23 protein-coding genes are annotated in these 25,316 nt (G+C 70.4%); 12 read left to right on the top strand and 11 right to left on the bottom strand.

The features are described from left to right. Nucleotides 1–4 precede the first annotated feature (4 nt). Together ACWDGI_RS23115 and ACWDGI_RS23110 are read left to right on the top strand one after the other, a co-directional pair. The gene (locus ACWDGI_RS23115) at nt 5–1,006 is read left to right on the top strand and encodes a helix-turn-helix transcriptional regulator (protein ID WP_450761832.1); all 1,002 of its coding nucleotides are present in this window, start codon (nt 5–7) and stop codon (nt 1,004–1,006) included. Between the two features lie 276 nt (nt 1,007–1,282). Next, a complete protein-coding gene (locus tag ACWDGI_RS23110; protein WP_450761830.1) occupies nt 1,283–2,419 on the top strand; it encodes a sugar ABC transporter substrate-binding protein in 1,137 nt (378 codons plus the stop codon). A 79-nt stretch (nt 2,420–2,498) separates the two neighbouring features. Here the strand turns inward: ACWDGI_RS23110 and ACWDGI_RS23105 are convergent, their stop codons facing one another. After that, a complete protein-coding gene (locus ACWDGI_RS23105) occupies nt 2,499–3,269 on the bottom strand; it encodes an SDR family NAD(P)-dependent oxidoreductase (protein ID WP_450761828.1) in 771 nt (256 codons plus the stop codon). 136 nt (nt 3,270–3,405) lie between these two features. On the opposite strand from ACWDGI_RS23105, the gene ACWDGI_RS23100 reads away from it, so the two are divergent. Further along, nucleotides 3,406–4,047 (top strand): TetR/AcrR family transcriptional regulator, encoded by a 642-nt coding sequence (locus ACWDGI_RS23100; RefSeq protein ID WP_450761826.1) that lies wholly within the window; start codon nt 3,406–3,408, stop codon nt 4,045–4,047. On the opposite strand, the gene ACWDGI_RS23095 is transcribed toward ACWDGI_RS23100, so the two are convergent. Together ACWDGI_RS23095 and ACWDGI_RS23090 are read right to left on the bottom strand one after the other, a co-directional pair. Further along, nucleotides 3,992–4,552 carry a CGNR zinc finger domain-containing protein gene (locus tag ACWDGI_RS23095; protein ID WP_450761825.1) on the bottom strand — a complete coding sequence of 187 codons (561 nt, stop codon included), beginning with the start codon at nt 4,550–4,552 and terminating at the stop codon, nt 3,992–3,994. The genes ACWDGI_RS23100 and ACWDGI_RS23095 overlap by 56 nt on opposite strands. A gap of 44 nt (nt 4,553–4,596) precedes the next feature. Beyond that, nucleotides 4,597–4,821, bottom strand: coding sequence for a hypothetical protein (locus ACWDGI_RS23090; protein ID WP_450761823.1), 225 nt, complete (start codon nt 4,819–4,821; stop codon nt 4,597–4,599). A 197-nt stretch (nt 4,822–5,018) separates the two neighbouring features. Between ACWDGI_RS23090 and ACWDGI_RS23085 the strand changes: the two genes are divergently transcribed. Next, the gene (locus ACWDGI_RS23085; RefSeq protein ID WP_450761821.1) at nt 5,019–5,450 is read left to right on the top strand and encodes an Ohr family peroxiredoxin; all 432 of its coding nucleotides are present in this window, start codon (nt 5,019–5,021) and stop codon (nt 5,448–5,450) included. Between the two features lie 114 nt (nt 5,451–5,564). Continuing rightward, complete coding sequence (locus ACWDGI_RS23080) at nt 5,565–5,780, top strand: DUF4177 domain-containing protein (RefSeq protein WP_352222334.1); 216 nt, start codon at nt 5,565–5,567, stop codon at nt 5,778–5,780. 69 nt (nt 5,781–5,849) lie between these two features. Here the strand turns inward: ACWDGI_RS23080 and ACWDGI_RS23075 are convergent, their stop codons facing one another. After that, entirely contained in the window at nt 5,850–8,132 is a 2,283-nt protein-coding gene (locus ACWDGI_RS23075; RefSeq protein WP_450761819.1) for a (Fe-S)-binding protein, read from the bottom strand. 243 nt (nt 8,133–8,375) lie between these two features. On the opposite strand from ACWDGI_RS23075, the gene ACWDGI_RS23070 reads away from it, so the two are divergent. The 5 genes from ACWDGI_RS23070 to ACWDGI_RS23050 all read left to right on the top strand — a co-directional run bounded on the left by ACWDGI_RS23070 (nt 8,376) and on the right by ACWDGI_RS23050 (nt 13,666). Then, the gene (locus ACWDGI_RS23070) at nt 8,376–9,395 is read left to right on the top strand and encodes an MraY family glycosyltransferase (protein WP_450761817.1); all 1,020 of its coding nucleotides are present in this window, start codon (nt 8,376–8,378) and stop codon (nt 9,393–9,395) included. Nucleotides 9,396–9,489: 94 nt separating this feature from the next. Beyond that, nucleotides 9,490–11,331 (top strand): molecular chaperone DnaK, encoded by a 1,842-nt coding sequence (dnaK, locus tag ACWDGI_RS23065; RefSeq protein WP_450761815.1) that lies wholly within the window; start codon nt 9,490–9,492, stop codon nt 11,329–11,331. Next, the gene (gene grpE, locus ACWDGI_RS23060; protein WP_450761813.1) at nt 11,328–11,987 is read left to right on the top strand and encodes a nucleotide exchange factor GrpE; all 660 of its coding nucleotides are present in this window, start codon (nt 11,328–11,330) and stop codon (nt 11,985–11,987) included. Before dnaK ends, grpE begins: the two co-directional genes overlap by 4 nt. Before the next feature lie 36 nt (nt 11,988–12,023). Next, entirely contained in the window at nt 12,024–13,199 is a 1,176-nt protein-coding gene (gene dnaJ, locus ACWDGI_RS23055) for a molecular chaperone DnaJ (protein WP_450761812.1), read from the top strand. 5 nt (nt 13,200–13,204) lie between these two features. Next, the gene (locus ACWDGI_RS23050; RefSeq protein WP_362574813.1) at nt 13,205–13,666 is read left to right on the top strand and encodes a heat shock protein transcriptional repressor HspR; all 462 of its coding nucleotides are present in this window, start codon (nt 13,205–13,207) and stop codon (nt 13,664–13,666) included. Between the two features lie 54 nt (nt 13,667–13,720). On the opposite strand, the gene ACWDGI_RS23045 is transcribed toward ACWDGI_RS23050, so the two are convergent. Beyond that, nucleotides 13,721–15,697 carry a PA14 domain-containing protein gene (locus tag ACWDGI_RS23045; RefSeq protein ID WP_450761811.1) on the bottom strand — a complete coding sequence of 659 codons (1,977 nt, stop codon included), beginning with the start codon at nt 15,695–15,697 and terminating at the stop codon, nt 13,721–13,723. Nucleotides 15,698–15,991: 294 nt separating this feature from the next. On the opposite strand from ACWDGI_RS23045, the gene ACWDGI_RS23040 reads away from it, so the two are divergent. Next, nucleotides 15,992–17,104 carry a sugar ABC transporter substrate-binding protein gene (locus ACWDGI_RS23040; protein ID WP_450761809.1) on the top strand — a complete coding sequence of 371 codons (1,113 nt, stop codon included), beginning with the start codon at nt 15,992–15,994 and terminating at the stop codon, nt 17,102–17,104. Nucleotides 17,105–17,246: 142 nt separating this feature from the next. Here ACWDGI_RS23040 and ACWDGI_RS23035 read toward each other — a convergent pair whose 3' ends face one another. From ACWDGI_RS23035 to ACWDGI_RS23025, 3 genes are read right to left on the bottom strand one after another with little or no spacing between them, the layout of a single operon-like run. Next, nucleotides 17,247–18,089: a transglutaminase family protein gene (locus ACWDGI_RS23035; protein WP_450761807.1), complete on the bottom strand. Its 843-nt coding sequence runs from the start codon at nt 18,087–18,089 to the stop codon at nt 17,247–17,249. Nucleotide 18,090: 1 nt separating this feature from the next. Continuing rightward, nucleotides 18,091–19,023 (bottom strand): alpha-E domain-containing protein, encoded by a 933-nt coding sequence (locus tag ACWDGI_RS23030; protein WP_450761805.1) that lies wholly within the window; start codon nt 19,021–19,023, stop codon nt 18,091–18,093. Next, complete coding sequence (locus ACWDGI_RS23025) at nt 19,020–20,567, bottom strand: circularly permuted type 2 ATP-grasp protein (RefSeq protein WP_450761803.1); 1,548 nt, start codon at nt 20,565–20,567, stop codon at nt 19,020–19,022. Before ACWDGI_RS23025 ends, ACWDGI_RS23030 begins: the two co-directional genes overlap by 4 nt. Before the next feature lie 395 nt (nt 20,568–20,962). Here ACWDGI_RS23025 and ACWDGI_RS23020 point away from each other — a divergent pair, with 395 nt between their 5' ends. Then, nucleotides 20,963–22,015: a LuxR C-terminal-related transcriptional regulator gene (locus ACWDGI_RS23020; protein WP_450761801.1), complete on the top strand. Its 1,053-nt coding sequence runs from the start codon at nt 20,963–20,965 to the stop codon at nt 22,013–22,015. On the opposite strand, the gene ACWDGI_RS23015 is transcribed toward ACWDGI_RS23020, so the two are convergent. The 3 genes from ACWDGI_RS23015 to ACWDGI_RS23005 are packed head-to-tail and all read right to left on the bottom strand — an operon-like array spanning nt 21,978 to nt 24,984. Next, complete coding sequence (locus ACWDGI_RS23015; RefSeq protein ID WP_450761799.1) at nt 21,978–22,958, bottom strand: helix-turn-helix transcriptional regulator; 981 nt, start codon at nt 22,956–22,958, stop codon at nt 21,978–21,980. The two genes, ACWDGI_RS23020 and ACWDGI_RS23015, sit on opposite strands and share 38 nt — an antisense overlap. Beyond that, nucleotides 22,955–23,956 (bottom strand): helix-turn-helix transcriptional regulator, encoded by a 1,002-nt coding sequence (locus tag ACWDGI_RS23010; protein ID WP_450761797.1) that lies wholly within the window; start codon nt 23,954–23,956, stop codon nt 22,955–22,957. The genes ACWDGI_RS23015 and ACWDGI_RS23010 overlap by 4 nt, the downstream gene beginning before the upstream one ends. Continuing rightward, the gene (locus ACWDGI_RS23005) at nt 23,953–24,984 is read right to left on the bottom strand and encodes a helix-turn-helix transcriptional regulator (RefSeq protein WP_450761795.1); all 1,032 of its coding nucleotides are present in this window, start codon (nt 24,982–24,984) and stop codon (nt 23,953–23,955) included. Before ACWDGI_RS23005 ends, ACWDGI_RS23010 begins: the two co-directional genes overlap by 4 nt. Between the last annotated feature and the right edge of the window lie 332 nt (nt 24,985–25,316).

Genomic DNA, 25,316 nt, shown 5'->3' with positions numbered 1-25,316 from the left:
GGCCATGACGGAGGACGCCGGGTCCGTCCCGCTCCTGGCGCCCGCGCTCCTCGCCCGGCTGGGTCCCGCCGTCGCCGACTACCCGCCGGGGTCGGTCTTCGGCCCCCGGGACGCGGGGTCGTACGAGTTCGTCTGGCTGCTGCACGGCAGCGCCCGCTGGGTCTGCGGTGATCTGACCGTGCCGCTGACGCCGAGCGCGCTGCTGCTCGTACGACCCGGTATGCGCGACACCTTCCACTGGGACCCCAACCGGCCCACCCGGCACGGCTACACGCACTTCCGGCTGCCCCCGGCCGCACGGGGCGCACACCCTCCCGACGACACCGGCTGGCCCGTCGTCCGCGACCTCACGGGGCGGGGCGATCCGATGGCCGCGCTCTGCCAGTACCTCCTGACGCTCGGCGCGGGCCGCCCGCCGGGCTGGGAGCGGCACGCCGAGGAGACGCTGCGGCTGCTGCTCCTCACCTTCGTGCACGGCCCCGGCCCCGAGACCGGCGCGGGCACGCTCCCCCCGCCGCTGGTCGCCATGATGGCCGCGGTCCGGGCCCACTGGTCGGACGGTGTCGCCCGGCCGCTCGCCCTGGGGCGGCTGGCGCGGGCGGCCGGGGTCTCGGAGAGCACGCTGTGCCGGATCTGCCGGCGGCGTCTCGGCGCCGGCCCCGTGGAAGCGCTGGAACGGCTCCGTCTGGCGCGCGCCGAACCACTGCTGTGGCTGAGCAACCTCTCGCTGCGTGCCATCGCGGTCCAGTGCGGCTTCGCCGACGCGTACCACTTCTCGCGCCGGTTCCGCGCGGTCTACGGCCTGCCCCCGAGCGCCTTCCGTGCCGTCCCGCCCGAGTCGGCGCCACCGTCCCCGATCACGAACGGCGCGCTGTCCGCGCTCCATGCCCTGGCGCCGCCCGCGCACACCGCTTCCGGGCAGCCGGCGCCGGGCTCCGGGTCGGGCTCCGAGCCGGGCTCCGAGTCGGGCGCCGGGACCGGCGAGCGGGCTGATTACCGGCGATAGCGGTCGCGAAGCGGCCAGGGCGTCACACGGCCTTCACCGTTCCTCGCCTCAGGCCCACCGAAATCCGCACATTCGGTGGCCTGTCGCTCGCCCTCCCGTCCGCACCGCCCTGACCAGCAACAACCCCCGCTCTGTCACCCGTTGCCGCCCCGATGTGCCCGGTACCGCCCAACGGGGCGGCTGCCCTCACGGCTTGACGCGCAAGTCCGCTCCGCGTTTGCTTCCTTCACATCGTCGGTTGCGCATGATGTTCCCCCCACTCGGAAGGCGCCTGGTGTGAGCGCTCCTGTCCTCTTCGGCACCCCCGTGCCCCGTATCGCCCTGGCCCTGGCCGGCTTCACGTCCGCTCTCGCGCTCACCGCGTGCGGCGTCGTCGACGGCATCGGCGGGAGCGGTGACTCCGCGACCGCGACGAAGGGCGACGACATCACGGTGGGTCTGCTCCTGCCCGACAAGGACACCGCCCGGTTCGAGGCCTTCGACCACCCCATATTCAAGAAGGAGGTCGCCTCCCTGACCCACGGCAAGGGCAGGGTCGTCTACGCCAACGCCGAGTCGAGCCCGGCCACCCAGAGCCGGCAGTTCCAGCGGATGGTGGAGCAGAAGGTCGACATCATCCTGGTGGACGCGGTCGACGCCAAGGCCATCGCGCCGGAGGTCCGGAAGGCGAAGGACGCCGACATCCCCGTCATCGCCTACGACCGTCTCGCCCAGGGCCCGGTCGACGCGTACGTCTCCCACGACAACGAACTCGTCGGCGAGGTCCAGGGCCGCGCCATCACGGCGGCGCTCGGCAGCAAGGCCGAGACCAGCGAGATCGTCATGATGAACGGCGACCCCGCGGACCCGAACACGGCGAGCTTCAAGGACGGCGCCCTCGACGAACTCCGGAACAAGGTCCGGATAGCCAAGGCGTACGACACCGACAAGTGGTCGCCGGCGGTCGCCGAGGCGAACATGAAGAAGGCCATCCGGACCGTCGGCCTCAACAACATCGCCGCCGTCTACTCGGCCAACGACGGCATGGCGGGCGCCGTCATCGACGCGATGAAGAAAGCGGGGGCCACCCGGATCCCGCCGGTCACCGGGCAGGACGCCAACCTGGACGCGGTGCAGCGGGTGGTCTCGGGCGAGCAGTACATGACCGTCTACAAGTCGTTCCTGGACGAGGCCACCCAGGCCGCCGAGATGGCGGTGTACAAGGTGCAGGGCAAGGACATCCAGTACGACGCGCTGACCCGCGACACGGTCGAAGGTTCGAGCGGGCGGAAGATCCCCGCGACCCTCGTGCCGGTGGTCTCCCTCACCAGGGACAACATCAAGGACACGGTGGTCGCGGACGGCGTCTACTCGGTCGACCAGATCTGCACCCCGAAGTACGCGGCGGACTGCGCGGCGATCGGTCTGCACTAGCGGCGACCGGCAAGGGGCGACGGCTCGGGCCGTGATCCGCTCCCCGACGCCCGGCCGGCCGGTGCACCGGCCGGCCGCGCTACGCGGCGATGACGGCGACCCCGGTCCTGCCCCCGTCGACATCCACCACGGTGCCGTGCACGAAGGACGCCTCGTCGCCGGCCAGCCAGACCACGGCATGGGCGATGGCGTCCGGGGTGCCGACCTGACCGGCCGGGGTGCCCTTCATCATGACCTCGCCCGGGTGGGGCTGCGCGCCCGGCGGGGTCGGGGGCAGGATCACGCCCGGTGAGACGGCGTTGACCCGCACCCCCTGGGGGCCGAACTCCGCGGCCCAGGCCCGGGTGAGCGTCTCCATGGCCCCCTTGGTGGAGCTGTACAGCGCGCCGACGGGGACGGCGAGCCGGGCGATCCACGAGCCGAGGTTGATGATCGCCCCACCGCCGGCCTCCACCATCGCCGGGGCGACGGCGGCGGTCAGGAAGAACGGCGCCTTGACGTTGACCGCGTAGACCTGGTCGAACGTCTTCTCGTCGGTGGCGGTGGTGCCCGGGGACGGATAGATGCCGGCGTTGTTGACGAGGATGTCGATCCGCCCGCCCAGGGTCTCCCGGGCCCGGGCGGCCAGGTCCCGGGAAGCCTCCGGGCTGCCGTCGAGGTCCGCCGCCAGGAAGTCGGCCCGGCCGTCGGCGGCGCGGATCCCCGCCACCACCCGCGCGCCCCGTTCCGCATTGCGCCCGGAGACGATGACATGTGCCCCCTCGGCGGCGAGCGCCTCGGCGATGGCCTGCCCGATGTTGCTCGTCGACCCCGTGACCAGGGCCGTCTTGTTCCGCAGCCGTTCACTCATGACGCCGTCTCCCTCAGTCCGTTGTCCCGCGGCGCGCGGTGTGCGGTCCACTGTGCGTCGCATAAAATGGACCGGCAAGTCCAGAAAGTCGACCGTCGGGGCGGACCACGTCACCGGAGTTCGGAGGGAGAGCCGGATGTCGGAGAAGCTGACCGCGAAGGGGCGGGCCACCCGGGCCCGGATCGTCGAGGGGGCCGCCGAGGTGCTGCGTGCGCAGGGGGTCGCCGCCACCACGCTCGACGACATCCGCAGCCGCACCGGTACCAGCAAGAGCCAGCTCTTCCACTACTTCCCCGACGGGAAGGACGCCCTGCTGCTCGCGGTGGCCCGGTTCGAGGCGGACCGCGTCCTGGCGGACCAGCAGCCGCACCTGGGCCGGCTGGACTCCTGGGAGTCCTGGCGGCAGTGGCGGGACGTGGTGGTGGCACGCTACGAACTCCAGGGCGACCGGTGCCCCCTGGGCTCGCTGTTCCTCCAGGTCGGGCGGTCCAGCCCCGGCGCACGGGCGATCGTCGCGGAGCTGATGCGGCAGTGGCGGCAGCAGCTGGCCCGCGGCATGCGCGCCCTCCAGGAGAACGGGCTGGTGTCACCGGACCTCGACGTCGACCGCACGTCCGCCGCACTGCTCGCGGGCATCCAGGGCGGTGTCTCGATCATGATGTCCACCGGTGACTCGACCCACCTCAGGGCGGCCCTCGACACCGGCATCGAGCACCTGCGCGTCAGCGGGCCGCCGACGGCACGGTCTTCTTGCGGGCCCGGTACGCGGCTGCCTTGATCCTGTTGCCGCAGGACTCCATCCCGCACCACTGCCGGCGCATCCCCCGGGAGCGGTCGATGTAGGTGCGGGTGCACTCCGGGTTCTCGCACTCCTTGAGCAGCGGCACGTCCGGCCCGCTCAGCAGCTCGACGGCGTGCCGCGCCACCAGGGAGAGGGCCTCCTCCGGCGTCGCCTGCGTCCAGCGTCCCGACGGGGTGAGCTGCGGCACCGCGGGCGGCCTGCGTGCCGCGTTGTTGACGACGGTCAGCGCCGCCCCGTCGTACTCCTCGCCCAGCCGCCGGGCGGTCACCAGCCGGTAGACGGCCTCGCGCACGGTCCTCGCCTGCTCGACGTCGGCCTCCTCGCCGGGCGAGACCGCGTCGACGATGCCCGACTCCACGTACCAGGCGTTCAGCCGGTCCGGCGTCACGAACATCTCGAAGCGCACCGAACGGCGCGCCCGGAGCGTGGCGGCGAAGTCGAGGGCCGGGTTTCCGCAGACGAATACATGGTCGAGGTTCACATCACCATTCTGACGGGTGACTCCCCTGTCATCAAGGCCCGCGCTCAGAGGCCCAGGTCGGCGGCGAGGCAGGAGAAGGACTGCCAGGACCCCTCGGGGTCGTAGGCGTACCGGGCCGGGTCGGCCGGGGTGGCGGTGTGCTCCTCGACCATGTCCTCGTAGCGGATGCGTGCGGGCAGCGCCCCGAACCGCGCGCGCCGCAGCGCCGCCGCCGCGTCGTCCGTGGCGGCCGCGGCCCCCGTGAAGTCCGTGGTGTTCCGGCTCTCCATGGCTGAACTCCCTTCGTCCGGCTCGATACCCAGTGACTGTCGCACGGGGATCGTCACCGGTCAAGACGGTGACGATGATCGATGGGGCTGCTCTATTGGCTGCTCGCCCTCCGATTCGTCACCTGCTTGACCGGTGACGAGGAGCCTGCAAGTATCCGATCACCGCTTCGACAGGTGACGAACAAGGGAGAACTGTCATGGCAGTCAGCTACACCGCCGTCGTGAACGTCGACGGAGAGGGCCGCAACGGCGGCCGGGTCCACTCCGCCGACGGGCTCCTTCACACCACGCTGGCCATCCCGAAGGAGCTGGGCGGCGCCGGCGACGCCACCAACCCCGAGCAGCTGTTCGCGGCGGGCTGGGCGGCCTGCTTCCTGGGCGCCGTGCGCCGCGCCGCCGCCGAGCGCGGGGTCCGGCTGACGAGCACCGCCATCACCGCCGAGGTCACCCTCCATCACGGTGACGACGGGGAGTTCGGCCTGGCCGCCGTACTCGATCTCGAACTCGGCGGCGTCGACCAGGCCACCGCCGCCGAGCTGGGTGCGGCCGCCCACCGGATCTGCCCCTACTCCAAGGCCACACGCGGCAACATCCCGGTCACCGTCAACGCCACCGCCGCCGCGGCCTGACGCGGCCGGCTCCCCCAATTCCGGTCCCGCGGTGTGCGGCGGTGCCCCGGGGTGATTGTCTGGCCCCGGCAACCCGTCCCGACCCGGCCCCGCCGGCAGGAGGATCCCTCAGTCATGAGCAGTGCCTACGCGTACGAGTACAAGGTCGTCACCTTCCGGGAGTCGCTGATCGGCGACGCGCTGGACAGCGACAAGCTGGAGAAGGTCCTCAACAAGCACGCCGAGGACGGCTGGGGCCTCAAGGCCATCACCTCCGCCGACGTCAAGGGCCGGATAGGTCCCGGCGCCGTCGAGGGCCTGCTGCTCACCTTCGAGCGCCCGCGCGGCTGACCGAGCCGGAAGCACACGAAAGCGCCCCCCGACCCGCAATGGGTCGGGGGGCGCTTTCGTGTGAACGGGTTACTTCACCGGCTCCGGCTCCGGCGCGCTCTCCTGCTCCGCCTCGCCCGCCGGGTCGGCCGGCGTCTTCACGGAGTCGAGGAGCAGCTGGGCCACGTCGACCACCTGGATGGACTCCTTGGCCTTGCCGTCGTTCTTCTTGCCGTTGACCGAGTCGGTGAGCATGACCAGGCAGAACGGGCAGGCCGTGGAGACGATGTCGGGGTTCACCGACAGCGCCTCGTCCACGCGCTCGTTGTTGATGCGCTTGCCGATGCGCTCTTCCATCCACATCCGGGCACCGCCGGCGCCACAGCAGAAGCCGCGCTCCTTGTGGCGGTGCATCTCCTCGTTGCGCAGGCCCGGGACGCTGGCGATGATCTCGCGCGGCGGCGTGTAGATCTTGTTGTGGCGGCCCAGGTAGCAGGGGTCGTGGTAGGTGATGATGCCCTCGACCGGGGTGACCGGGACCAGCTTGCCCTCGTCCACCAGGTGCTGGAGCAGCTGGGTGTGGTGGATGACCTCGTAGTCGCCGCCGAGCTGCGGGTACTCGTTGCCGATCGTGTTGAGGCAGTGCGGGCAGGTGGCGACGATCTTCTTGGCCGACTTCGGCTTGCGGGACTCCTCGGTCACCTTGCCGTCGTCGTCCGTCTCCTCGCCGAACGCCATGTTCAGCGCCATGACGTTCTCCATGCCGAGCTCCTGGAACAGGGGCTCGTTGCCCAGGCGGCGGGCGGAGTCGCCGGTGCACTTCTCGTCGCCGCCCATGATCGCGAACTTGACGCCCGCGATGTGCAGCAGCTCGGCGAAGGCCTTGGTGGTCTTCTTCGCGCGGTCCTCCAGTGAACCGGCGCAGCCCACCCAGTACAGGTACTCGACCTCGGTGAGGTCCTCGATGTCCTTGCCGACGACCGGGACCTCGAAGTCGACCTCCTTGAGCCACTCCAGGCGCTGCTTCTTCGCCAGGCCCCAGGGGTTGCCCTTCTTCTCCAGGTTCTTGAGCATCGTGCCCGCCTCGGAGGGGAAGGCGCTCTCGATCATCACCTGGTAGCGGCGCATGTCGACGATGTGGTCGACGTGCTCGATGTCCACCGGGCACTGCTCGACGCAGGCGCCGCAGGTGGTGCAGGACCACAGCACGTCCGGGTCGATGACGCCGTTCTCCTCGGCGGTGCCGATCAGCGGCCGCTCGGCCTCCGCGAGGGCGGCGGCGGGCACTCCGGCCAGCTGCTCCTCGCTCGCCTTCTCCTCGCCCTCCATGGTCTTGCCGCCGCCCGCGAGCAGGTAGGGCGCCTTGGCGTGGGCGTGGTCGCGCAGCGACATGATCAGCAGCTTGGGGGAGAGCGGCTTGCCGGTGTTCCAGGCCGGGCACTGCGACTGGCAGCGGCCGCACTCGGTGCAGGTGGAGAAGTCCAGCAGGCCCTTCCAGGAGAACTGCTCGACCTGGGAGACGCCGAAGACGTCGTCGTCACCGGGGTCGGTGAAGTCGATCGGCTCGCCGCCGGAGGTCATCGGCAGCAGGGCGCCCAGGGAGGTCTCACCGGTGGCGTTGCGCTTGAACCAGATGTTCGGGAAGGCCAGGAAGCGGTGCCAGGCGACGCCCATGTCGGTCTTGAGGGCGACCACGATCATCCAGATGAAGGAGGTCGCGATCTTCAGGCCGGCGAAGAAGTAGGTGAGGTTCTGGAGCGTGGAGACGTCCATGCCCCCGAGCCAGTGGACCACCGGGTAGGAGATGAAGAAGGAGGCCTCGTAGGAGTCCACGTGGTGCTGGGCGCCCTCCAGGGCGTGCAGCATGAAGATGCAGACGCCGACGACCAGGATGACCGTCTCGACGAAGTACGCCTGGCCGAAGTTGGAGCCGGCGAAGCGGGACTTGCGGCCCGGCCGGTTCGGCTTGCTCAGCTGGCGGATGACGATCAGCACCAGGATGCCGAGGACCGTCATGGTGCCGATGAACTCGACGAAGACGTTGTACGGCGCCCACTCGCCGATGACCGGCAGCAGCCAGTCGGCCTGGAACAGCTGGCCGATGGCGTTGACGATCGTCAGCAGCAGCGAGAAGAAGCCGACCGCGACGAACCAGTGCGCCACGCCGACGATGCCCCACCGGTTCATCCGGGTGTGGCCGAGGAACTCCCTGACCACCGTGACGGTCCGCTGCACGGGCTCGTCGGTACGGGTGCCGGCGGGCACGTTCTGGCCGAGCCGCATGAAGTTGTAGATCTGAAAGACGGCGCGGGCGAACAACGCCACGCCGACCACGATCAGAACCAGCGACACGATGATCGCGGCGAGTTGCATGGGGGCTCCTCGGGCCTGCGAGGGGTCTCTTCGGGTCTCTGCGCGAGGGTGCCCGAAATTACTAAGCGGTAACTTATGCAGTCGGTCTGAGACTACCCGCATCTTTACTCGCACTGTAGTCAGGTGCGGGGTGATCTGAATCGCTGAGGTGTGCCTGACCTGCCGCTGCCTTGCGGCGGCAAAGTGATCGTGTTATTCGTGTTACTCGTACGGAATTGTTACATTTAGGTCTAATTTAGACCTGTGCTCTACGGGATCGCCGCCGCCACCACCGCCCTGCTGCTCGCCGCCGTCCTCGCCGCGCTGATCCGGCCGTTCGCCCTGCGGCTGGGGCTCGTCGACCGCCGGCGGGCGCGCCCTGTCCCGGTGCTCGGCGGGTTCGCCGTCGTGGGCGCCACCTGTCTGGTCGCCGGTGCCGGCGACTGGAGCGGGGTCGCCCCGCTCGGTACCGGGGTCGGGGAGCTGCTGGCCGCGGGGGGAGCCGTGGCGCTCCTCGGGCTGGTCGCCGACGTGTGGCGGCTGAAGACCCGGTTCCTGCTCTTCGGTACGGCCGTGGCGGCCGCCTGTGTGGTGCCGTACGGGGAGTTCGGGGTGGGCGAAGGGCTGCTCGGGGTCGGCTGGATCGCCTTCGTCGCCGTCGCCTTCAAGGGGCTCGACCACGCGGACGGGCTGGCCGGGACCGTGGGGGTGATCACCGCTTTCGGGGTGGGGGCCTGCGCCGCCGCCGAGGTCATGGACGGGCTGGCCGTGCTGCTGAGCGTGCTCGCGGCGGCGCTCACCGGGTTCCTCATGCACAACTGGCACCCCGCGCGGATCGCGCTGGGCGCCACCGGCTCGCTGTTCGCCGGGTTCGTGCTGGCCGCGGCCGCGCTGATCACCCGGACCGGGTACGACCCCGGCGCCAGCGCGGGCGTGCTGTTCGCGCTCACCGCCGTCGCGAGCGCCGACGTCCTGCTCGTCGTGCTGTCGCGGCTGCTTGCCGGGCGGCCGGTGCTGCGGCGCGGGCCCGACCATCTCGCCCACCGGCTGCGGCGGCTCGGGCTCACCCCGCCGGGCGTGACCGTCGTCCTCGGCGCCGGATCCTTCGCGGGGGTACTCGTGGGGGTGCTCGTGCATGGCGGCTGGGTCGGGCGGACAGGCGCCACATGCGTCGCCTGCGTCACCGTCAGCGTCGTGCTGCTACTCCTTCGGGTGCCGGTGTATGGGCCCCGGCGTCTGGAATCCACGCAGGTCAGCGGGTACTTGCGTGTAAGGAACGGATAAGAGTTGAGCCTTGACGACTCAGGTCTGTTGACCCGTGGCCGGGCTTGATGCACACTTGAGTCCGTTCCACTCAAGTCAGCTGGAGGAAATCACCATGGCACGTGCGGTCGGCATCGACCTGGGCACGACTAACTCTGTCGTCAGCGTTCTTGAAGGCGGCGAGCCCACCGTCATCACCAACGCCGAGGGTGCCCGGACCACGCCGTCCGTCGTCGCCTTCGCCAAGAACGGCGAGGTTCTGGTCGGCGAGGTCGCCAAGCGTCAGGCGGTCACCAACGTGGACCGCACCATCCGGTCCGTGAAGCGTCACATGGGCACCGACTGGAAGATCCAGCTGGACGGGAAGGACTTCAACCCGCAGCAGATCTCCGCGTTCATCCTGCAGAAGCTGAAGCGGGACGCGGAGGCCTACCTGGGTGAGAAGGTGACCGACGCGGTCATCACCGTCCCGGCCTACTTCAACGACTCCGAGCGCCAGGCGACGAAGGAGGCCGGCGAGATCGCGGGCCTGAACGTCCTGCGTATCGTCAACGAGCCCACCGCGGCCGCGCTCGCCTACGGCCTCGACAAGGACGACCAGACGATCCTCGTCTTCGACCTCGGTGGCGGCACCTTCGACGTGTCCCTCCTGGAGATCGGCGACGGCGTCGTCGAGGTGAAGGCCACCAACGGCGACAACCACCTCGGTGGTGACGACTGGGACCAGCGCGTCGTCGACTACCTGGTCAAGCAGTTCGCGGCCGGCCACGGCGTGGACCTCGGCAAGGACAAGATGGCCCTCCAGCGCCTCCGCGAGGCCGCCGAGAAGGCCAAGATCGAGCTGTCCAGCTCCACCGAGACCTCGATCAACCTGCCCTACATCACCGCCTCCGCCGAGGGCCCCCTGCACCTCGACGAGAAGCTCACCCGCGCCCAGTTCCAGCAGCTGACCGCGGACCTCCTCGAGCGCTGCAAGACGCCGTTCCACAACGTCATCAAGGACGCCGGCATCCAGCTCGGCGAGATCGACCACGTGGTCCTCGTCGGCGGCTCCACCCGTATGCCCGCCGTCGCCGAGCTCGTCAAGGAGCTGACCGGCGGCAAGGACGCCAACAAGGGCGTCAACCCGGACGAGGTCGTCGCCATCGGCGCCGCCCTGCAGGCCGGTGTCCTCAAGGGTGAGGTCAAGGACGTCCTGCTCCTCGACGTGACCCCGCTGTCCCTCGGTATCGAGACCAAGGGCGGCATCATGACCAAGCTCATCGAGCGGAACACGACGATCCCGACCAAGCGGTCCGAGATCTTCACCACCGCCGAGGACAACCAGCCCTCCGTCCAGATCCAGGTCTACCAGGGCGAGCGCGAGATCGCGGCGTACAACAAGAAGCTCGGCATGTTCGAGCTGACCGGTCTGCCGCCGGCCCCGCGCGGTGTCCCGCAGATCGAGGTCGCCTTCGACATCGACGCCAACGGCATCATGCACGTCACGGCCAAGGACCTCGGCACGGGCAAGGAGCAGAAGATGACCGTCACCGGCGGCTCCTCGCTGCCGAAGGACGAGGTCGACCGGATGCGCCAGGAGGCCGAGCAGTACGCGGAGGAGGACCACCGCCGCCGCGAGGCCGCCGAGACCCGCAACCAGGGCGAGCAGCTCGTCTACCAGACCGAGAAGTTCCTCAAGGACAACGAGGACAAGGTCCCGGGCGAGATCAAGACCGAGGTCGAGGAGTCCATCGCCGAGCTGAAGGAGACGCTCAAGGGCGAGGACACCGCCGAGATCCGCACCGCCACCGAGAAGGTCGCGGCCGTCTCCCAGAAGCTCGGCCAGGCCATGTACGCCGACGCCCAGGCCTCGCAGACCGCCGCCGGCGGTCCCGCCGGTGAGGCCGCCGGTGACGCCGACGACGTGGTGGACGCCGAGATCGTCGACGACGAGCGCAAGGACGGTGCCGCGTGACGGAGGAGACCCCGGGCTTCGAGGAGAAGCCCGACGTCCCCTCCGGCGCCACCTCCGACGATGCCGAGCCGAAGGCCGCTCCCGCACAGGGGGCGGCCCCGGCCGGGGACGCAAACGCAAGCGAGCTGACCGGTCTGACGGCCCAGCTGGACCAGGTGCGCACCGCCCTCGGCGAGCGCACCGCGGACCTCCAGCGCCTCCAGGCCGAGTACCAGAACTACCGCCGCCGGGTGGAGCGCGACCGGATCACGGTCCGGGAGATCGCCATCGCGAACCTCCTGACCGAACTCCTGCCGGTGCTCGACGACATCGGCCGGGCACGGGAACACGGCGAACTGGTCGGCGGTTTCAAGTCGGTGGCCGAGTCGCTCGAAACGGTCGCGGCGAAGATGGGCCTGCAGCAGTTCGGCAAGGAGGGCGAGCCCTTCGACCCGACGATCCACGAGGCGCTGATGCACAGCTACGCGCCGGACGTCACCGAGACGACGTGCGTGGCGATTCTGCAGCCCGGGTATCGCATCGGCGAGCGCACCATCCGCCCCGCGCGGGTGGCGGTCGCCGAACCGCAGCCGGGAGCGACCCCGGTGAAGGCCGAGGGGACCGAAGAGGCCCCCGCGGCCGGCGACGAGAAGGACAACGGCCCTGAGGAGGGCTGACGTAATAAGTACCGAGCGGAAGGAGGGGCGTCGGGGATGAGCACCAAGGACTTCATCGAGAAGGACTACTACAAGGTCCTCGGCGTCCCCAAGGACGCCACCGAGGCCGAGATCAAGAAGGCGTACCGGAAGCTCGCCCGCGAGTTCCACCCGGACGCCAACAAGGGCAACGCCAAGGCCGAGGAGCGCTTCAAGGAGATCTCCGAGGCGAACGACATCCTCGGTGACCCCAAGAAGCGCAAGGAGTACGACGAGGCACGCGCCCTCTTCGGCAACGGCGGCTTCCGCCCGGGGCCGGGCGCGGGCGGCGGCAACTTCAACTTCGACCTGGGCGACCTCTTCGGGGGCAACGCGCAACAGCAGGGCGGGGGCGGTTTCGGCGGGGGCTTCGGCGACGTCCTGGGGGGCCTGTTCAACCGGGGCGGCGGCGCGGGCACGCGCACCCAGCCCCGGCGCGGCCAGGACATCGAGTCCGAGGTCACGCTCAGCTTCACGGAGGCCATCGAGGGCGCCACGGTCCCGCTGCGGATGTCCTCGCAGGCCCCCTGCAAGGCCTGTTCGGGCACCGGCGACAAGAACGGCACACCGCGCGTGTGCCCGACCTGTGTCGGCACCGGCCAGGTGGCGCGGGGATCCGGAGGCGGCTTCTCGCTCACCGACCCCTGCCCGGACTGCAAGGGCCGCGGCCTGATCGCGGAGCACCCCTGCCTCGACTGCAAGGGCAGCGGCCGCGCCAAGTCGTCCCGGACCATGCAGGTCCGCATCCCCGCCGGGGTGACCGACGGCCAGCGGATCCGGCTGCGCGGCAAGGGCGCACCGGGCGAGCGCGGCGGTCCGGCGGGCGACCTGTACGTCATGGTCCACGTCGACACCCACCCGGTGTTCGGCCGCAAGGAGGACAACCTCACGGTGACCGTCCCGGTGACCTTCACCGAGGCGGCGCTCGGCGGCGAGGTCAGGGTGCCCACCCTGGGCGGACCGCCGGTCACCCTGAAGCTGCCCCCGGGCACGCCCAACGGCCGGACCATGCGCGCCCGTGGCAAGGGCGCGGTCCGCAAGGACGGCACCCGCGGCGACCTCCTGGTCACCGTCGAGGTGAGGGTCCCGAAGGACCTGTCGGGGAATGCTCGTGACGCGCTGGAGGCGTATCGCGAGGCGACCGCGGGTGAGGACCCGCGTGCCGAGCTGTTCGAGGCCGCGAAGGGAGCATGACTGAGATGGACGGCCGTCGACGCAGTGACAATTTCCGTGGGCCGTATGAACTGACCGAGGAGACCCCGGTCTACGTCATCTCGGTGGCCGCCCAGCTCTCCGGACTGCACCCGCAGACGCTGCGCCAGTACGACCGCCTGGGCCTGGTCTCCCCGGACCGCACGGCCGGGCGGGGCCGGCGCTACTCGGCCCGCGACATCGAACTGCTCCGCCAGGTGCAGGCGTTGTCGCAGGACGAGGGCATCAATCTGGCCGGCATCAAGCGCATCATCGAACTGGAGAACCAGGTCGCCGCGCTCCAGGCCCGCGTGGCCGAGATGGAAGCGGCCCTGGACGGCGCGGCGGCCGCGATGCGGCAGCGCGAAGCGGCGGTACACGCCTCGTACCGCCGTGACCTGGTCCCGTACCAGGAGGTCCAGCAGACCAGCGCGCTGGTGGTGTGGCGTCCGAAGAAGGCCAAGGACTAGCGGCTTGGTGCGGAAGGGGCCCGGAGGAGAGATCCTCCGGGCCCCTTCCCGTGCTCACGGCTCCAGGATCGCCCAGTCCGCACCGGGCGCCGACTCCGTGCCGTCGGCGTACAGCGCGGTCACCCAGTAGTAGTGGGTGGTGCCGGCGGCGGCCGTGGTGTCGTCGTAGGAGCGGTCCGTGGTGGCCGCCAGCTTCTCGTACGTCCGCGTGGCCGGGTTCCAGCGGTAGACCTGGTAGCCCGTCGCCGACTCGACGGCGTTCCACGACAGGCCGACACCCGAGTCGGTCGGGTCCGTCGTCAGGGTGAGCGGGGAGCCCTCCGGGGTCGCCACCGACGGGGTCAGGTCCAGTTCGTCGACGGTGACGGCGGACACGGGCCCCAGCCATCTGCTGGAGTTGCCCGCGTTGTCGATCGCGTCCACCCAGTAGCAGGCGTGGTCGCCGTCCGGCAGCCGTACGTCCCGGTAGTGGGAGGTGCCCGCCGGCAGCCACGCCCACTCCGAGCCGGAGCAGACCTGCTCGTCGCCCTCCTCACCGAGGACCGTGCCCCGGTAGACCGCGTACCGGTTCAGGTCGGGCTCGGTGTTGTCGTCCCAGTCCAGTTCGACGCCGTACTCCGTGGCCGTCGCCGTCAGCCCGGTCACCTGGGCGGGCGGCTTGTCAGAGACCAGCGTGGTGACGGTCGCGGTGTTGGAGAGCGCGGACACGTGGGGCCCCTGCACGTTCGCCACCGCGTAGTGGTAGGTCGTGCCCTCCTCGGCCGAGAAGTCGCCGCAGCTGTAGCGGCGGGACCCGTCGGAGAGGGTGGTGAAGCTGGTCGTGCAGGTCACCCACCGCGCCGTCGAGGTGTCCACGGGCAGCGTGGTCGAGCGGTAGACGCGGAACTCGTCGTACGGGGCGTCCTCCGGCTTCACCGTCCACTGGAGGGTCGCGCTGCCGATGCCCGCGGTCGCCGTGAGCTCGCGGGGTGCGGCCAGCGGGCGGGTCACCTCCTGGAGGTCGGTGAACGGCGACGCGTGGCCCGAGCCGTCCACGGCCGCGATCCGGTACTTGGCGACCTCGCCACGTGCCAGCGTGTCGTCGGTGAGGCTCACGGTGTACTTGAGCTCCCAGGACTTGGTGACGACGCCGTAGAAGTCGGTCCGCTCCACCCGGTACTTCACCGCGGCGTGCACCCCCGACCAGCTCAGTTCGGCGCCCGTGTCGGTGGCGGACGCGGTGAACCGGGCAGGCGTCTGCAGCACGGTGCTGGTGACCAGGGCGTCGGCGGTGCCGGTCGACTCGTGACCCGCCTTGTCGTAGGCGCGGATCTCGTAGTAGTAGAGGGCGCCGGTCGCGGGCGGGATGTCGGTCAGGGACGTCGCCGTGGTCGTTCCCACCTTCGTCCAGCTGGTGCTGGACCGCAGGCGCCGGTAGACCCGGTAGCCGGCGAGGTCCATCTCCCGGTTCTTCGTCCAGCTCAGCTTCGTCGCGTTGGCGTCGCCGTCGTAGGACACCAGCGGATCCAGCGGGGTGAGGGGCCTGACCTTGTCGACGGAGGCCGAAGTCCTCGGGGTGTAGCTGAACTTGACCTTGGCGGCTCCGGTCCAGTTGACGTAGTCGATCCGCAGGGTGTGCCGGCCCTTGGGGATCGTCACGTTGACGGTCTTGGTCACCGTCTTGGACGTGTTCTTCCACAGGTCGACCTTGCGACCGCCGTCGACGTACACCCGGATCCCGTCGAGTCCGGAGACGGCGAGGGCGAAGGGGCCGCCGGAGCCGAAGTCGCGGGTGACGCTCCAGCGCACCCCGAAGTTGTCCTTGGGCAGGCCGGAGGCGGGGGCGCCGCTCCAGCTCTCGCTGATCGCGGAGTCGCAGGCGGTCTTCTTCGGGGTGCCCTTGAACGTGGTGTTCGCGAACAGCTGCCGTTTGTAGACCGGTGCGGTGCAGGTCGTCGTGGCCGCCGAGGCGGACACGGTGGCACCGCCGAGCAGGGTGCCGGCGGTGGCGAGCACCACGGCGCCGGCCGCGGTGCGTCTGGCTGGCTTCATTCGATCCTCTGGTCGTTTCCGTTACGACGGAGATGGCCGTTGCCGATGTCGACTCATGAGGAAAGGAGTTGGTTGTACTGATCTTTGCCTACCCGTGAACTCCCTTTGGATGGAGGGTCCGTAAAGAGTGTTTGGAGACGATTCCGCTTCGCCTTCACAGGTGCAGCGGAGGGTAGTGTTGCGCACTCGTTAAGTAGTTCCGCTTGACGCCGGGTGTGGCGTACGCGTTGTCTTTTCAGACATCTGGGTCGCAAGCAGCCCCATGTCCGGAACGCACCTGAAGTGAGCCCCCGAATGCGTCGTATACCCATGTTTGTGGCCGCGTCCACGATGACCCTCTCGCTCGCCGGCTGCGGCGTGTTCAACGCGACGGGATCGTCGACCACCGCGAGCCCCACCAAGGGCAACGACATCACCGTGGGGGTGCTGATGCCGGACATCATCAACACCCGGTACCGGAACTTCGACTACCCGATCATGAAGGCCAAGATCGCCGAGCTCACCAACAAGCAGGGGCGGATCGCGTACGCGAACGCCGGGTCGATCGCCTCCAAGCAGGCCGAGCAGATGCAGAAGATGATCGACGACAAGGTCGACGTCATCGTCCTGGACTCGGTCGACTCGCACGCCATCGCGCCCACGGTGAAGAAGGCCAAGGACGCGGGCATCCCGGTCATCGCCTACGACCGCCTCGCCGAGGGCCCGATCGACGCCTATGTCTCCTTCGACAACGAGCTGGTGGGCGAGGTGCAGGCCCGTACGCTCCTGGAGGGCCTCGGGTCGAACGTCGACACCTCCGACAAGGTCATCATGATCAACGGCTCGCCGACGGACCCGAACGCCAAGCAGTTCAAGACGGGCGCCCTGTCCGAGCTGACCGGCAAGGTGACGATTCCGGACGGCGCCATGTTCGACACCAAGGACTGGGACCCGCCGACCGCCGGCAAGGAGACCACCAAGGCGATCGACGCGATCGGCAAGGACAACATCGCCGGCGTCTACTCCGCGAACGACGCGATGGCGGGCGAGATCATCAAGTCCCTCAAGGCGGCCGGCATCACCAACCTGCCGCCGGTCACCGGCCAGGACGCGGACCTCGACGCCATTCAGCGGATCCTCATCGGCCAGCAGTACATGACCGTCTACAAGCCCTACCCGGACGAGGCCGAGGCCGCCGCCCAGATGGCCGTCTACAAGGTGCAGGGCAAGGACATCCAGTTCGACGCGCTCACCCAGGACCAGGTCGACAGCCCGACCACCAAGAACATCCCGGCCCAGCTGGTGCAGGTCAACGCCGTGACGAAGAGCAAGATCAAGGACACCGTCGTCGCGGACGGCATCTACAAGATCTCGCAGATCTGCACGGCCGACTACAAGTCGGCGTGCGCGGCGGCGGGCCTCAAGTAGGCCCCGCCGCGGCGGGCGGCCCCGGCCCGCACCGGCCCCCGCCCGGCCCGCACCGGCCCCCGCCCGGCCCGCACCGGCCCCCGCCCGGCCCGCACCGGCCCCCGCCCGGCCCGCACCGGCCCCCGCCCGGTGCCCGCGAGCGCTAGGCGACCCTGGTGAACTCCACCGTCACCTCAGGAGTTCCACCGGGGACCCCTCGGTAGATCCCCTTGTGGGGCGTGACGTCGTCGTAGTCCCGTCCCCGGGCCACCACCACGTGCGACTCGTCGACCCGTACCCGGTTCGTCGGGTCGTAGCCGCACCAGTCACCCGCCCAGTACTCGATCCAGGCGTGGCTCTGCCCGGCGACGGGGCGGTGCAGCTCCGCCTCCCGCTCCGGGTGCAGATACCCCGAGACGTACCGGGCGGGCAGCCCCAGCCCCCGCAGCAGGGCGATCGTCAGATGCGTGATGTCCTGGCACACCCCCGCCCGCTGGGCCCACGCCTCGGCCGGTGACGTGTTCACACTGGTCGCCCCCGGCAGGTAGGCCACCCGGTCGGCCACCATCCGGGAGACGGCCACCGCCGCCTCGTGCGGCCCCAGCCCGGCCGCGGCCTCCCGGGCCTTCTTCACCAGCTTCTTCGGCACCGTCGTCCGGGACGTCCCGGTCACGAACTCCGACAGGCGTGAGCCGCCCGCCCGTCCGGCCACCTCCGCCCAGGCCGGCGGTTCCGGCAACGGCCCCGGCGCCGAGGTCTCCACCAGGCTCGACGCCGTGATGGTCAGATCCTCGTGCGGCTCCAGCAGGTCGAACCCGGTGACCTGGGTCCCCCAGTAGTCCCAGTACGACCAGACGGTGGTCGCCGGCGCGACGGTGACCCGCGCGTCCAGCGTGGTCTGCCCCGGCAGGGTCAGTGGGGTCATCCGGACCTCGTTGTGCGAGGAGGCCGCGGGCCGGGCGTACGCGACGCGGGTGACGTGCCGGATCCGAAGGCGACGAGCCATGTCAGGCTCCTTCCTGGGCCCACTCGACGGGCCCCTGGTACGGGAAGAACCGTTCCGCCACCGCATCGGCGGACGCCATGCAGGCCTGCCGCAGGTCCCGCAGCAGCACCGGCAGCTGGTCCTCCAGGGCGTGCGTGTCCAGGTACTCCAGCCGGGTCCGCAGCCGCCCGACCGGTGACCGCGCCGGATCCTGGCGCGGCCGGCCGAGCGCGGCCAGACACTCCTCGGCCGTGGTCAGGGCGTGCAGCACCGAGCGCGGGAAGTCCCGGTCCAGGAGCAGGAACCCGGCCACTCTCGGGGTGTCCCCGAACCCGCTGTGCACCCGCGCGTAGGCCTCGTCGGCGCCGCTCGCGCTGAGCAGCGTCGGCCAGTCCGGCGCGTGCGCCGCGTCCAGCACGCGCACCGACAGCAGCCGTACGGTCATGTCCACCCGCTCCAGGCTGCGGCCGAGGACGACGAACCGCCAGCTGTCGTCGCGGCTCATGGTGGAGTCGGCGAGGCCGAAGAAGAGGGCGGCCCGGCGCCGTACCAGCTCCAGGTAGGAGTACGGGCCGGTGCGGCGGGCCGCCAGGCGCTGCCCGGCCAGGGCGTGCCAGGTGGAGTTGAGGCACTCCCACATCTCGGAGGAGACGGCCTCACGGGCGCTGCGCGCGTTCCGGCGGGCGGCGCCCAGCGCCCCCTCGATCGCCCCCGTCGAGCGGGCGTCGAAGGCGAGCTGCTCCAGGACCTGCTGCATGTCCACGGGCTCCGGGCCGGCGTCGACACCGAGGATCGCGTACAGCGACCGGCAGGCGGTGTCCTCGTCGCGCCAGGGGTCCTCCAGCATCCGGTGCAGGTAGGCGTCGAGGATGCGGCCGGTGGCGTCGGCGCGCTCGACGTACCGTCCGGTCCAGGTCAGTGCCTCGGCGATACGGGAGAGGATCACGTCGCTCACTGCTGGTGCGCTCCTTCCGGTACGTCGGGACGGGTGCCGTCGGGGCCCAGGCGGCGCGGGGCGATCTCCGGGACGGCGCCGGCCGGGGCGGGCGCGGGCCGCTCGGCGGGGCCCTCGGCGAGCACCCAGGTGTCCTTGGAGCCGCCGCCCTGGCTGGAGTTGACGATCAGGTTGCCCTCCTGGAGGGCAACCCTGGTCAGTCCGCCGGGCAGCACCCAGATGTCGTCGCCGTCGTTCACGGCGAACGGGCGCAGGTCAATGTGGCGGGGTGCCATGCGTTCACCCGCGAGGGTGGGGGAGGTGGAGAGGGCGACCGGACGCTGCGCGATGAAGCCGCGCGGGTCGGCGAGGACGGCTTTGCGAGTGCGTTCCAGGGTCTCGGCGTCGGCCTTCGGCCCGATCACGATGCCCTGTCCGCCGGCGCCGTCGACGGGCTTCACCACCAGCTGGTCGAGCTGGTCAAGAACCGCCGCCAACTGGCCCGGTTCATCAGGTCGGTAGGACTCCACATTGGGGAGAATCGGTTCCTCGCCGAGGTAGTAGCGGATGAGGTCCGGGACGTAGGTGTAGAGGAGTTTGTCGTCCGCGATGCCGTTGCCCACGGCGTTCGCGAGTGTGACGTGACCGGCGATGGCGGCGTTCAGGATGCCGGGGCAGCCGATCACCGAGTCGGGGCGGAAATGGAGCGGGTCGAGGAAGTCGTCGTCGAGGCGCCGGTATACGACGTGCACGGGTACCTCGCCGCGGGTGGTCCGCATCCACACCCGGTTGTTGCGGCACACCAGGTCGTGGCCCTCGACCAGCTGCACGCCCATCAGCCGGGCCAGCAGGGCGTGTTCGAAGTAGGCCGCGTTGCCGGGCCCCGGGGTGAGCACCACGACCCGGGGGTCGCTCGCCGCCCCGCCGGGCGCGGCGGCGCGCAGCGCGGCGAGCAGCCGCCCGGCGTACCCGTCCACCGGCAGCACGTGCTGCTCGGCGAAGAGCGAGGGGAAGATCCGGGTCATCGCCCGCCGGTTCTCGATGACGTACGACACCCCGCTCGGCACCCGCACGTTGTCCTCGAGGACCCGGAACTCGCCGGCCTCGTCCCGCACCAGGTCGATTCCGGCCACGTGGATGCGCACCCCGCCGGGCGGTTCCACCGCGTGCGCCGCCCGGTGGAAGTGGGGCGAGGACAGCAGCAGCCGCCAGGGCACCACCCCGTCCTCGAAGGCCCGGGCGTGCCCGTAGGCGTCCGCGAGATAGGCCTCCAGGGCTCTGACGCGCTGGGCGACACCTCGGCGTACGAGATCCCATTCCAGGGCGTCGAGGATCCTGGGGACCAGGTCCAGCGGCCAGGGCCGCTCCTCGCCCGCGAAGGCGTAGGTCACCCCGCGGTCGGTGAAGGCACGGGCCATCTGGTCGGCCCGGAAACGCAGTTCACTCGGCTCGATCGGCTGGAGTGCCGCCAGTACCGGCTCGTAGGCGGTCCTGACCTCACCCGGCCGCACAAACATCTCGTCCCACGCGTCGGCCAACGCGTACGCGTCAAATATGTCCGCCATGAAGGGACGTTAGAGCGGGCACGTAACACGGTGATCACCGGCGGATTTCGGGGATTCGCCAGGTCCCCCGCGTGACGTGCCCGCGAGCGGCCCTCCCCGCAACGCGCCTCCCCCGTGGGCGCGTTGCGGGGGCCCCGGAACCGATCGGGGGAGGCCGGACCGGGGCCCCTCCGGGTGTCCGGCGAACACCCGTGGGAAGCGGTGTCCACGATGCCCCGCAGGTCTCTCCGCCAACACCGTCATCTTGTTGCAGTGCGGGCTGCGGAGGCCGGGAGATAGTGGTGCGTATCCGCGTATCACGCCCCCCGGCGCACGGGGAGCCGTGTTGCGGACCCGGTCCGGACCGCTCATAGTTGCGCTGCGGAAGAGGCAGCAAACCGGGGGTGGAATGGGCGATGGCCGGGCACGGGACGGACAAGCATCCACACGGTGCCGACCGACTGTGCGCCGCCGGGGATCGCGTGTATTCCCGTGCCGTGCGCCGGGGCCGGGTACCGCGCACGGACGCCGACGCGGTGCCCTGTCTGCTGGAGCTGGCGCTGCTGCACCCGGACCCCGACGACATGGACTGGCTGGTGCCGACCTCCCCGCAGGAGGTCATGACCCGGCTGCTGCGCGGGGTCTACGACGAGGTCACCGACAGCCAGCGGCGGGTGGGATCGGCGGTCGCGGCCTTCGAGTGGTACGCGGGTCTGGGACGGCAGTTGCAGGTCGCGTCGGCCTCCGCCGAGGGCACGGCGGCGATCCGGGTCCTGGACGGGCTGTCACGGATCCAGGCGGCGATGGACGAGGCGACGGAGGCGTGCACCAGTGAGGTGCTGACCGTGCAGCCCGGCGGTATCCGCCGTGAGTCGGAGCTGACCGAGGGACTGCACCGGGCGGTCGCCCTGCGCGGCCGGGGCGTGCGCATGCGGGACCTGTACACCCATGTCGCCCGGCACGGCCAGGGCCTGCTCAACTACCTGGAGCTGATGGGCGACGCGGTGGAGGCCCGGACGCTCGACGAGGTCATCGACCGCCTCATCCTCTTCGACCGCACGGTCGCCTTCATCCCCGCCAACGCCGACCGCACGATGGCCCTGGAGCTGCGCCACCCCGCCCTGGTCGAGTACTTCGTCACCGTCTTCGAACGCCTGTGGCGTCTCGCGATCCCCCTCACCGCCCCGCTCCCCGACACCGGTATCGAGGGCATCTCACACCGGGAGCAGTCCATCGCGGCGCTGCTCGCGGAGGGCCACCAGGACGCGGTGATCGCCGAACGCCTGGGCATCAGCGTCCGTACCTGCCGTGCCCACATCGCCCGCCTCTCGGAGACGCTGGGCGCGGCCAGCCGTACCCAACTGGGCGTGCGGATAGCGCAGGTGGGGCTGGACCGGCCGCCGGGCGAGGCGAGCGGGACACCGGCCGTGGTCAGCCTTCCTGATCAAGGATCCCCGAGCGTCCGATGAGGTAGCCGAGCTGGGCGCGGCTGTCGCTGCCGAGGGTGGTGGCGAGTTTGGCGATGTGGACGCGGGCGGTGCGGATGTTCATGCCGAGGCGTTCGGCGATGACGGCGTCGGTATGGCCTTCGACGAGGAGGGCGGCGATGGCCTGCTGGCGGGGGGTGATGCCGTTGACGGTGGGGCGTTGTTCGGTCTCGGGGAACATCGGGGTGGCCAGGCGCCAGAGGCGGTCGAAGGTGGTGGCGAGGTACTTGAGCAGGGCCGGCTGGCGGACCTCCAGGACCAGGGTGCCGTCGTCGTCGGCGGGCAGGAAGGCGACCGTCTGGTCGATGACGATGAGCCGGTCGGGCACCTCGTCGAGACCGCGGGCCACGGTGTCGCCCTCCAGGTGCTCGGCGAGGTTGTAGACGTTCGGCACATGGCGCAGGGTGTGCGGGTAGAGCGTGCGAATACGGCCGCCCCGGTCGAGGAACGCCTGGTCCCGTTCATTGGTGGCGGGGTAGACGGCGGCGCCCCGCTCACCGGCCCAGCCGGCGTGCGGCTGGACGCACAGGACTTCCTCCCGGGCGTCGGCCATGGCGTCGGTGATGGCCTCGTTGATTCGCCGGGTGCCGCTGAGCAGCCGCAGTGCCGGGGAGTCCGTCGTCGCGTCGGTCCGGTGCTCGATGCGCGTCAGCGCCGCGAACTGTGCCGTCAGCCGTTCCTCGCGGCGGCGTTCGTCGGCGATCCGGGCGGCCGAGGAGCGCAGCAGCCGGTGCAGGGCCGCGGTCGGGGCGACGGGTTCCAGCCGGTCCAGGTCGTCGAGGGCGGGGTGCAGGAGACCGAAGTCGGTGAGGCAGGTGGCCTCGGCGGCGTCCCGAGCGGATACGTGCCCCACGGTCAGGGCGCGTTCGTACCACTTCGCCCCGGCCGCGCACAGCTCCTCGACGCCGTGGTCGCAGCGGCTCATGAGACCGTCTCCGGTTGATCGAGGATCCCGGAACGTCCGATGAGGTAGCCGAGCTGGGCGCGGCTCTCGCTGCCGAGGGTGGTGGCGAGTTTGGCGATGTGGACGCGGGCGGTGCGGATGTTCATGCCGAGGCGTTCGGCGATGACGGCGTCGGTGTGGCCTTCGACGAGGAGGGCGGCGATGGCCTGCTGGCGGGGGGTGATGCCGTTGACGGTGGGGCGTTGCTCGGCCTCGGGGAACATCGGGGTGGCCAGGCGCCAGAGGCGGTCGAAGGCGGTCGCGATGAACCGGACCAGGGCCGGCTGACGCACTTCCAGGGCCAGCGAGCCGTCGTCGTTGGCGGGGAGGAAGGCCACTTCGCGGTCCATGACGACGAGCCGGTCGGGCACCTCGTCGAGACCGCGGGCCACGGTGTCGCCCCTGAGCTGCTCCACGTAGACGTACACGTTCGCCACATGGCGCAGGGTGTGCTGGTACAGGGTGCGGATACGGCCGCCGCGGTCGAGGAAGGCCAGGTCGCGTTCGTTGGCGATGGGGTACGCGACGGCGCCGCGCTCACCGACGAGGCCGGCGTGCGGCTGGATGCACAGGACTTCCCGGTGGGCCTCGGCCATGGCCTCGGTGATGGCCTGGTTGATCCGCTTGGTCCCGCTGAGCAGCCGTAGCGCCGGGGAGTCCGCCGCCGTGTCGAGTGTGCCCTCGAAGCGCGTCAGCGGCGTGAAGAGGTCCACCAGCCGCTCCTCGAACCGCCACTCGTCGGCGACCCGGGCGCGCACGCCGCGCACCAGCCGGTTCAGGGCGACGGCCGGGTCCACCGGCCGCAGGTGGCCGGGGTCGTCCGGCGCCGGGTGGAGCAGGCCGAGGCCGGTGAGGCAGGGGGCGCCGGCGGCGTCCTGGGCGGATATGTGCTCCTCGCGCAGGGCGCGCTCGTAGAGTCTCGTGCCCGCGGCGCACAGGTCGTCGATGCCGTGCTCGGTGTGCGGGGCTGCCCGGGTCAACGGTTGCTGCCCTCCTCGGGGAGCTTCTGGTCCAGAATCCCGGAGTGGGCGATCAGGTAGCCGAGCTGCGCGCGGCTGCCGCTGCCGAGCGCCTGGGCCAGTTTGGCGATGTGGGCGCGGCAGGTGCGGACGTTCATGCCCAGCCGACGGGCGATGGCCTCGTCGACATGGCCCTCGACCAGGAGCTTGGCGATGGAGTGCTGGATGTCGGTGATGCCGTCCGAAGCGGTTTCGTAGGGGGCGCCCGCGTTCATCGGGACGGCGCGGTCCCACAGGTACTCGAAAACCTTCATCAGGTAGCGGACGAGGCCGGGGTTGCGGAGCTCCAGGGCGACCTGCTGGTCGTCGCGGGCTGGAATGAACGCGACCGTACCGTCGCAGATGATCAACCGTTCGACCACTTCGTCGATGGTGCGGTACTCGACCTTGCCGTTGGAGAGCTGAGCCACGTAGGCCAGCTTGTCCGGATTGTGGCGCGCCGTGTGCTGGTAGAGGCTGCGGAGCCGCACGCCGCGTTCGATCAGAGGCCGGTCGCGTTCGAGACCGGCCAGCAGACTGCTCTCGGAGACGCGGGCGCTCGGCTGCACTGTCACGAGTTCCGTCTGGCACTGCGCGGTGGCGACGTTGAGGGCGGCGTTGATCCGCTCACTGCCCTCCAGCACCGTGACGGAGTCGTTGTCCATGGGGGCCATCGGGGTGAGCGCCATGAACGGTTCGAAAGCCTCGGCGAGTTCGATGGACACGCGACGGCGCTCGGTTATCTCATGTTCGATGGGGCTCAGCCGCTGGGCCAGGGCGACCGAGGGCGGCACCGGGTGGAGCCAGTTGGGATCGTCCGGATCCGGGTAGAGGAGGGCGAGCTCCCTGAGGCAGGGGGCCGATTCCGTCTCCACGCGGGCAACCCGTCCCGCACGGAGGGCGGCGCTGTAGATGCGGCTGCCTTCGTCGCACAGCGGGGTAGCTGCGTGGGGATGTGTCGCTTTTGGCTGGTTCGGCACCAAATCTCCACCCCCCAGGGTCCTGAACATGCAGGAACATGATGCACTGTTTGTGTGGCCACCACGTGCCCGAATGAGCCATCGTCTTACCTGACGGGGGAAAAGGGGACCTTCAAGTGAGGACGAAGCCGACTATGCGAGACAGAGTGCTTCGCTCGACGCTCGTTGCCGCCTCCTTGGCCGCTATTGCCCTCTGTGCGCTGAGTGGTGTCTTCGGCGCGCAGAGTGATGTACGAGCGAACACCTGGTGGCCGACGGATGTGACTGCGACGGCGCCCACGGGCGACACGAGCGGGGCAGATTCTGCAGCAGATGGAGCTGGGAGCTGACGTGACCACCCCACCCGACGACCGATCCTTCCG

The sequence above is a fragment of the Streptomyces sp. NPDC001220 genome (assembly GCF_053597895.1).
Note: the sequence above shows the minus strand (reverse complement) of the source record. Positions and strands in the feature narration are given on the sequence as shown.

Coding starts and splice junctions, on each gene's coding strand:
- ACWDGI_RS23035 (WP_450761807.1), bottom strand. CDS start 18,089: ATGGCTCGTCGCCTTCGGATCCGGCACGTCACCCGCGTCGCGTACGCC.
- ACWDGI_RS23050 (WP_362574813.1), top strand. CDS start 13,205: ATGGACGGCCGTCGACGCAGTGACAATTTCCGTGGGCCGTATGAACTG.
- ACWDGI_RS23020 (WP_450761801.1), top strand. CDS start 20,963: ATGGCCGGGCACGGGACGGACAAGCATCCACACGGTGCCGACCGACTG.
- ACWDGI_RS23085 (WP_450761821.1), top strand. CDS start 5,019: ATGGCAGTCAGCTACACCGCCGTCGTGAACGTCGACGGAGAGGGCCGC.
- ACWDGI_RS23090 (WP_450761823.1), bottom strand. CDS start 4,821: ATGGAGAGCCGGAACACCACGGACTTCACGGGGGCCGCGGCCGCCACG.
- ACWDGI_RS23005 (WP_450761795.1), bottom strand. CDS start 24,984: ATGTTCAGGACCCTGGGGGGTGGAGATTTGGTGCCGAACCAGCCAAAA.
- ACWDGI_RS23115 (WP_450761832.1), top strand. CDS start 5: ATGACGGAGGACGCCGGGTCCGTCCCGCTCCTGGCGCCCGCGCTCCTC.
- ACWDGI_RS23105 (WP_450761828.1), bottom strand. CDS start 3,269: ATGAGTGAACGGCTGCGGAACAAGACGGCCCTGGTCACGGGGTCGACG.
- ACWDGI_RS23075 (WP_450761819.1), bottom strand. CDS start 8,132: ATGCAACTCGCCGCGATCATCGTGTCGCTGGTTCTGATCGTGGTCGGC.
- dnaJ (WP_450761812.1), top strand. CDS start 12,024: ATGAGCACCAAGGACTTCATCGAGAAGGACTACTACAAGGTCCTCGGC.
- ACWDGI_RS23015 (WP_450761799.1), bottom strand. CDS start 22,958: ATGAGCCGCTGCGACCACGGCGTCGAGGAGCTGTGCGCGGCCGGGGCG.
- ACWDGI_RS23040 (WP_450761809.1), top strand. CDS start 15,992: ATGCGTCGTATACCCATGTTTGTGGCCGCGTCCACGATGACCCTCTCG.
- ACWDGI_RS23080 (WP_352222334.1), top strand. CDS start 5,565: ATGAGCAGTGCCTACGCGTACGAGTACAAGGTCGTCACCTTCCGGGAG.
- dnaK (WP_450761815.1), top strand. CDS start 9,490: ATGGCACGTGCGGTCGGCATCGACCTGGGCACGACTAACTCTGTCGTC.
- ACWDGI_RS23025 (WP_450761803.1), bottom strand. CDS start 20,567: ATGGCGGACATATTTGACGCGTACGCGTTGGCCGACGCGTGGGACGAG.
- ACWDGI_RS23045 (WP_450761811.1), bottom strand. CDS start 15,697: ATGAAGCCAGCCAGACGCACCGCGGCCGGCGCCGTGGTGCTCGCCACC.
- ACWDGI_RS23100 (WP_450761826.1), top strand. CDS start 3,406: ATGTCGGAGAAGCTGACCGCGAAGGGGCGGGCCACCCGGGCCCGGATC.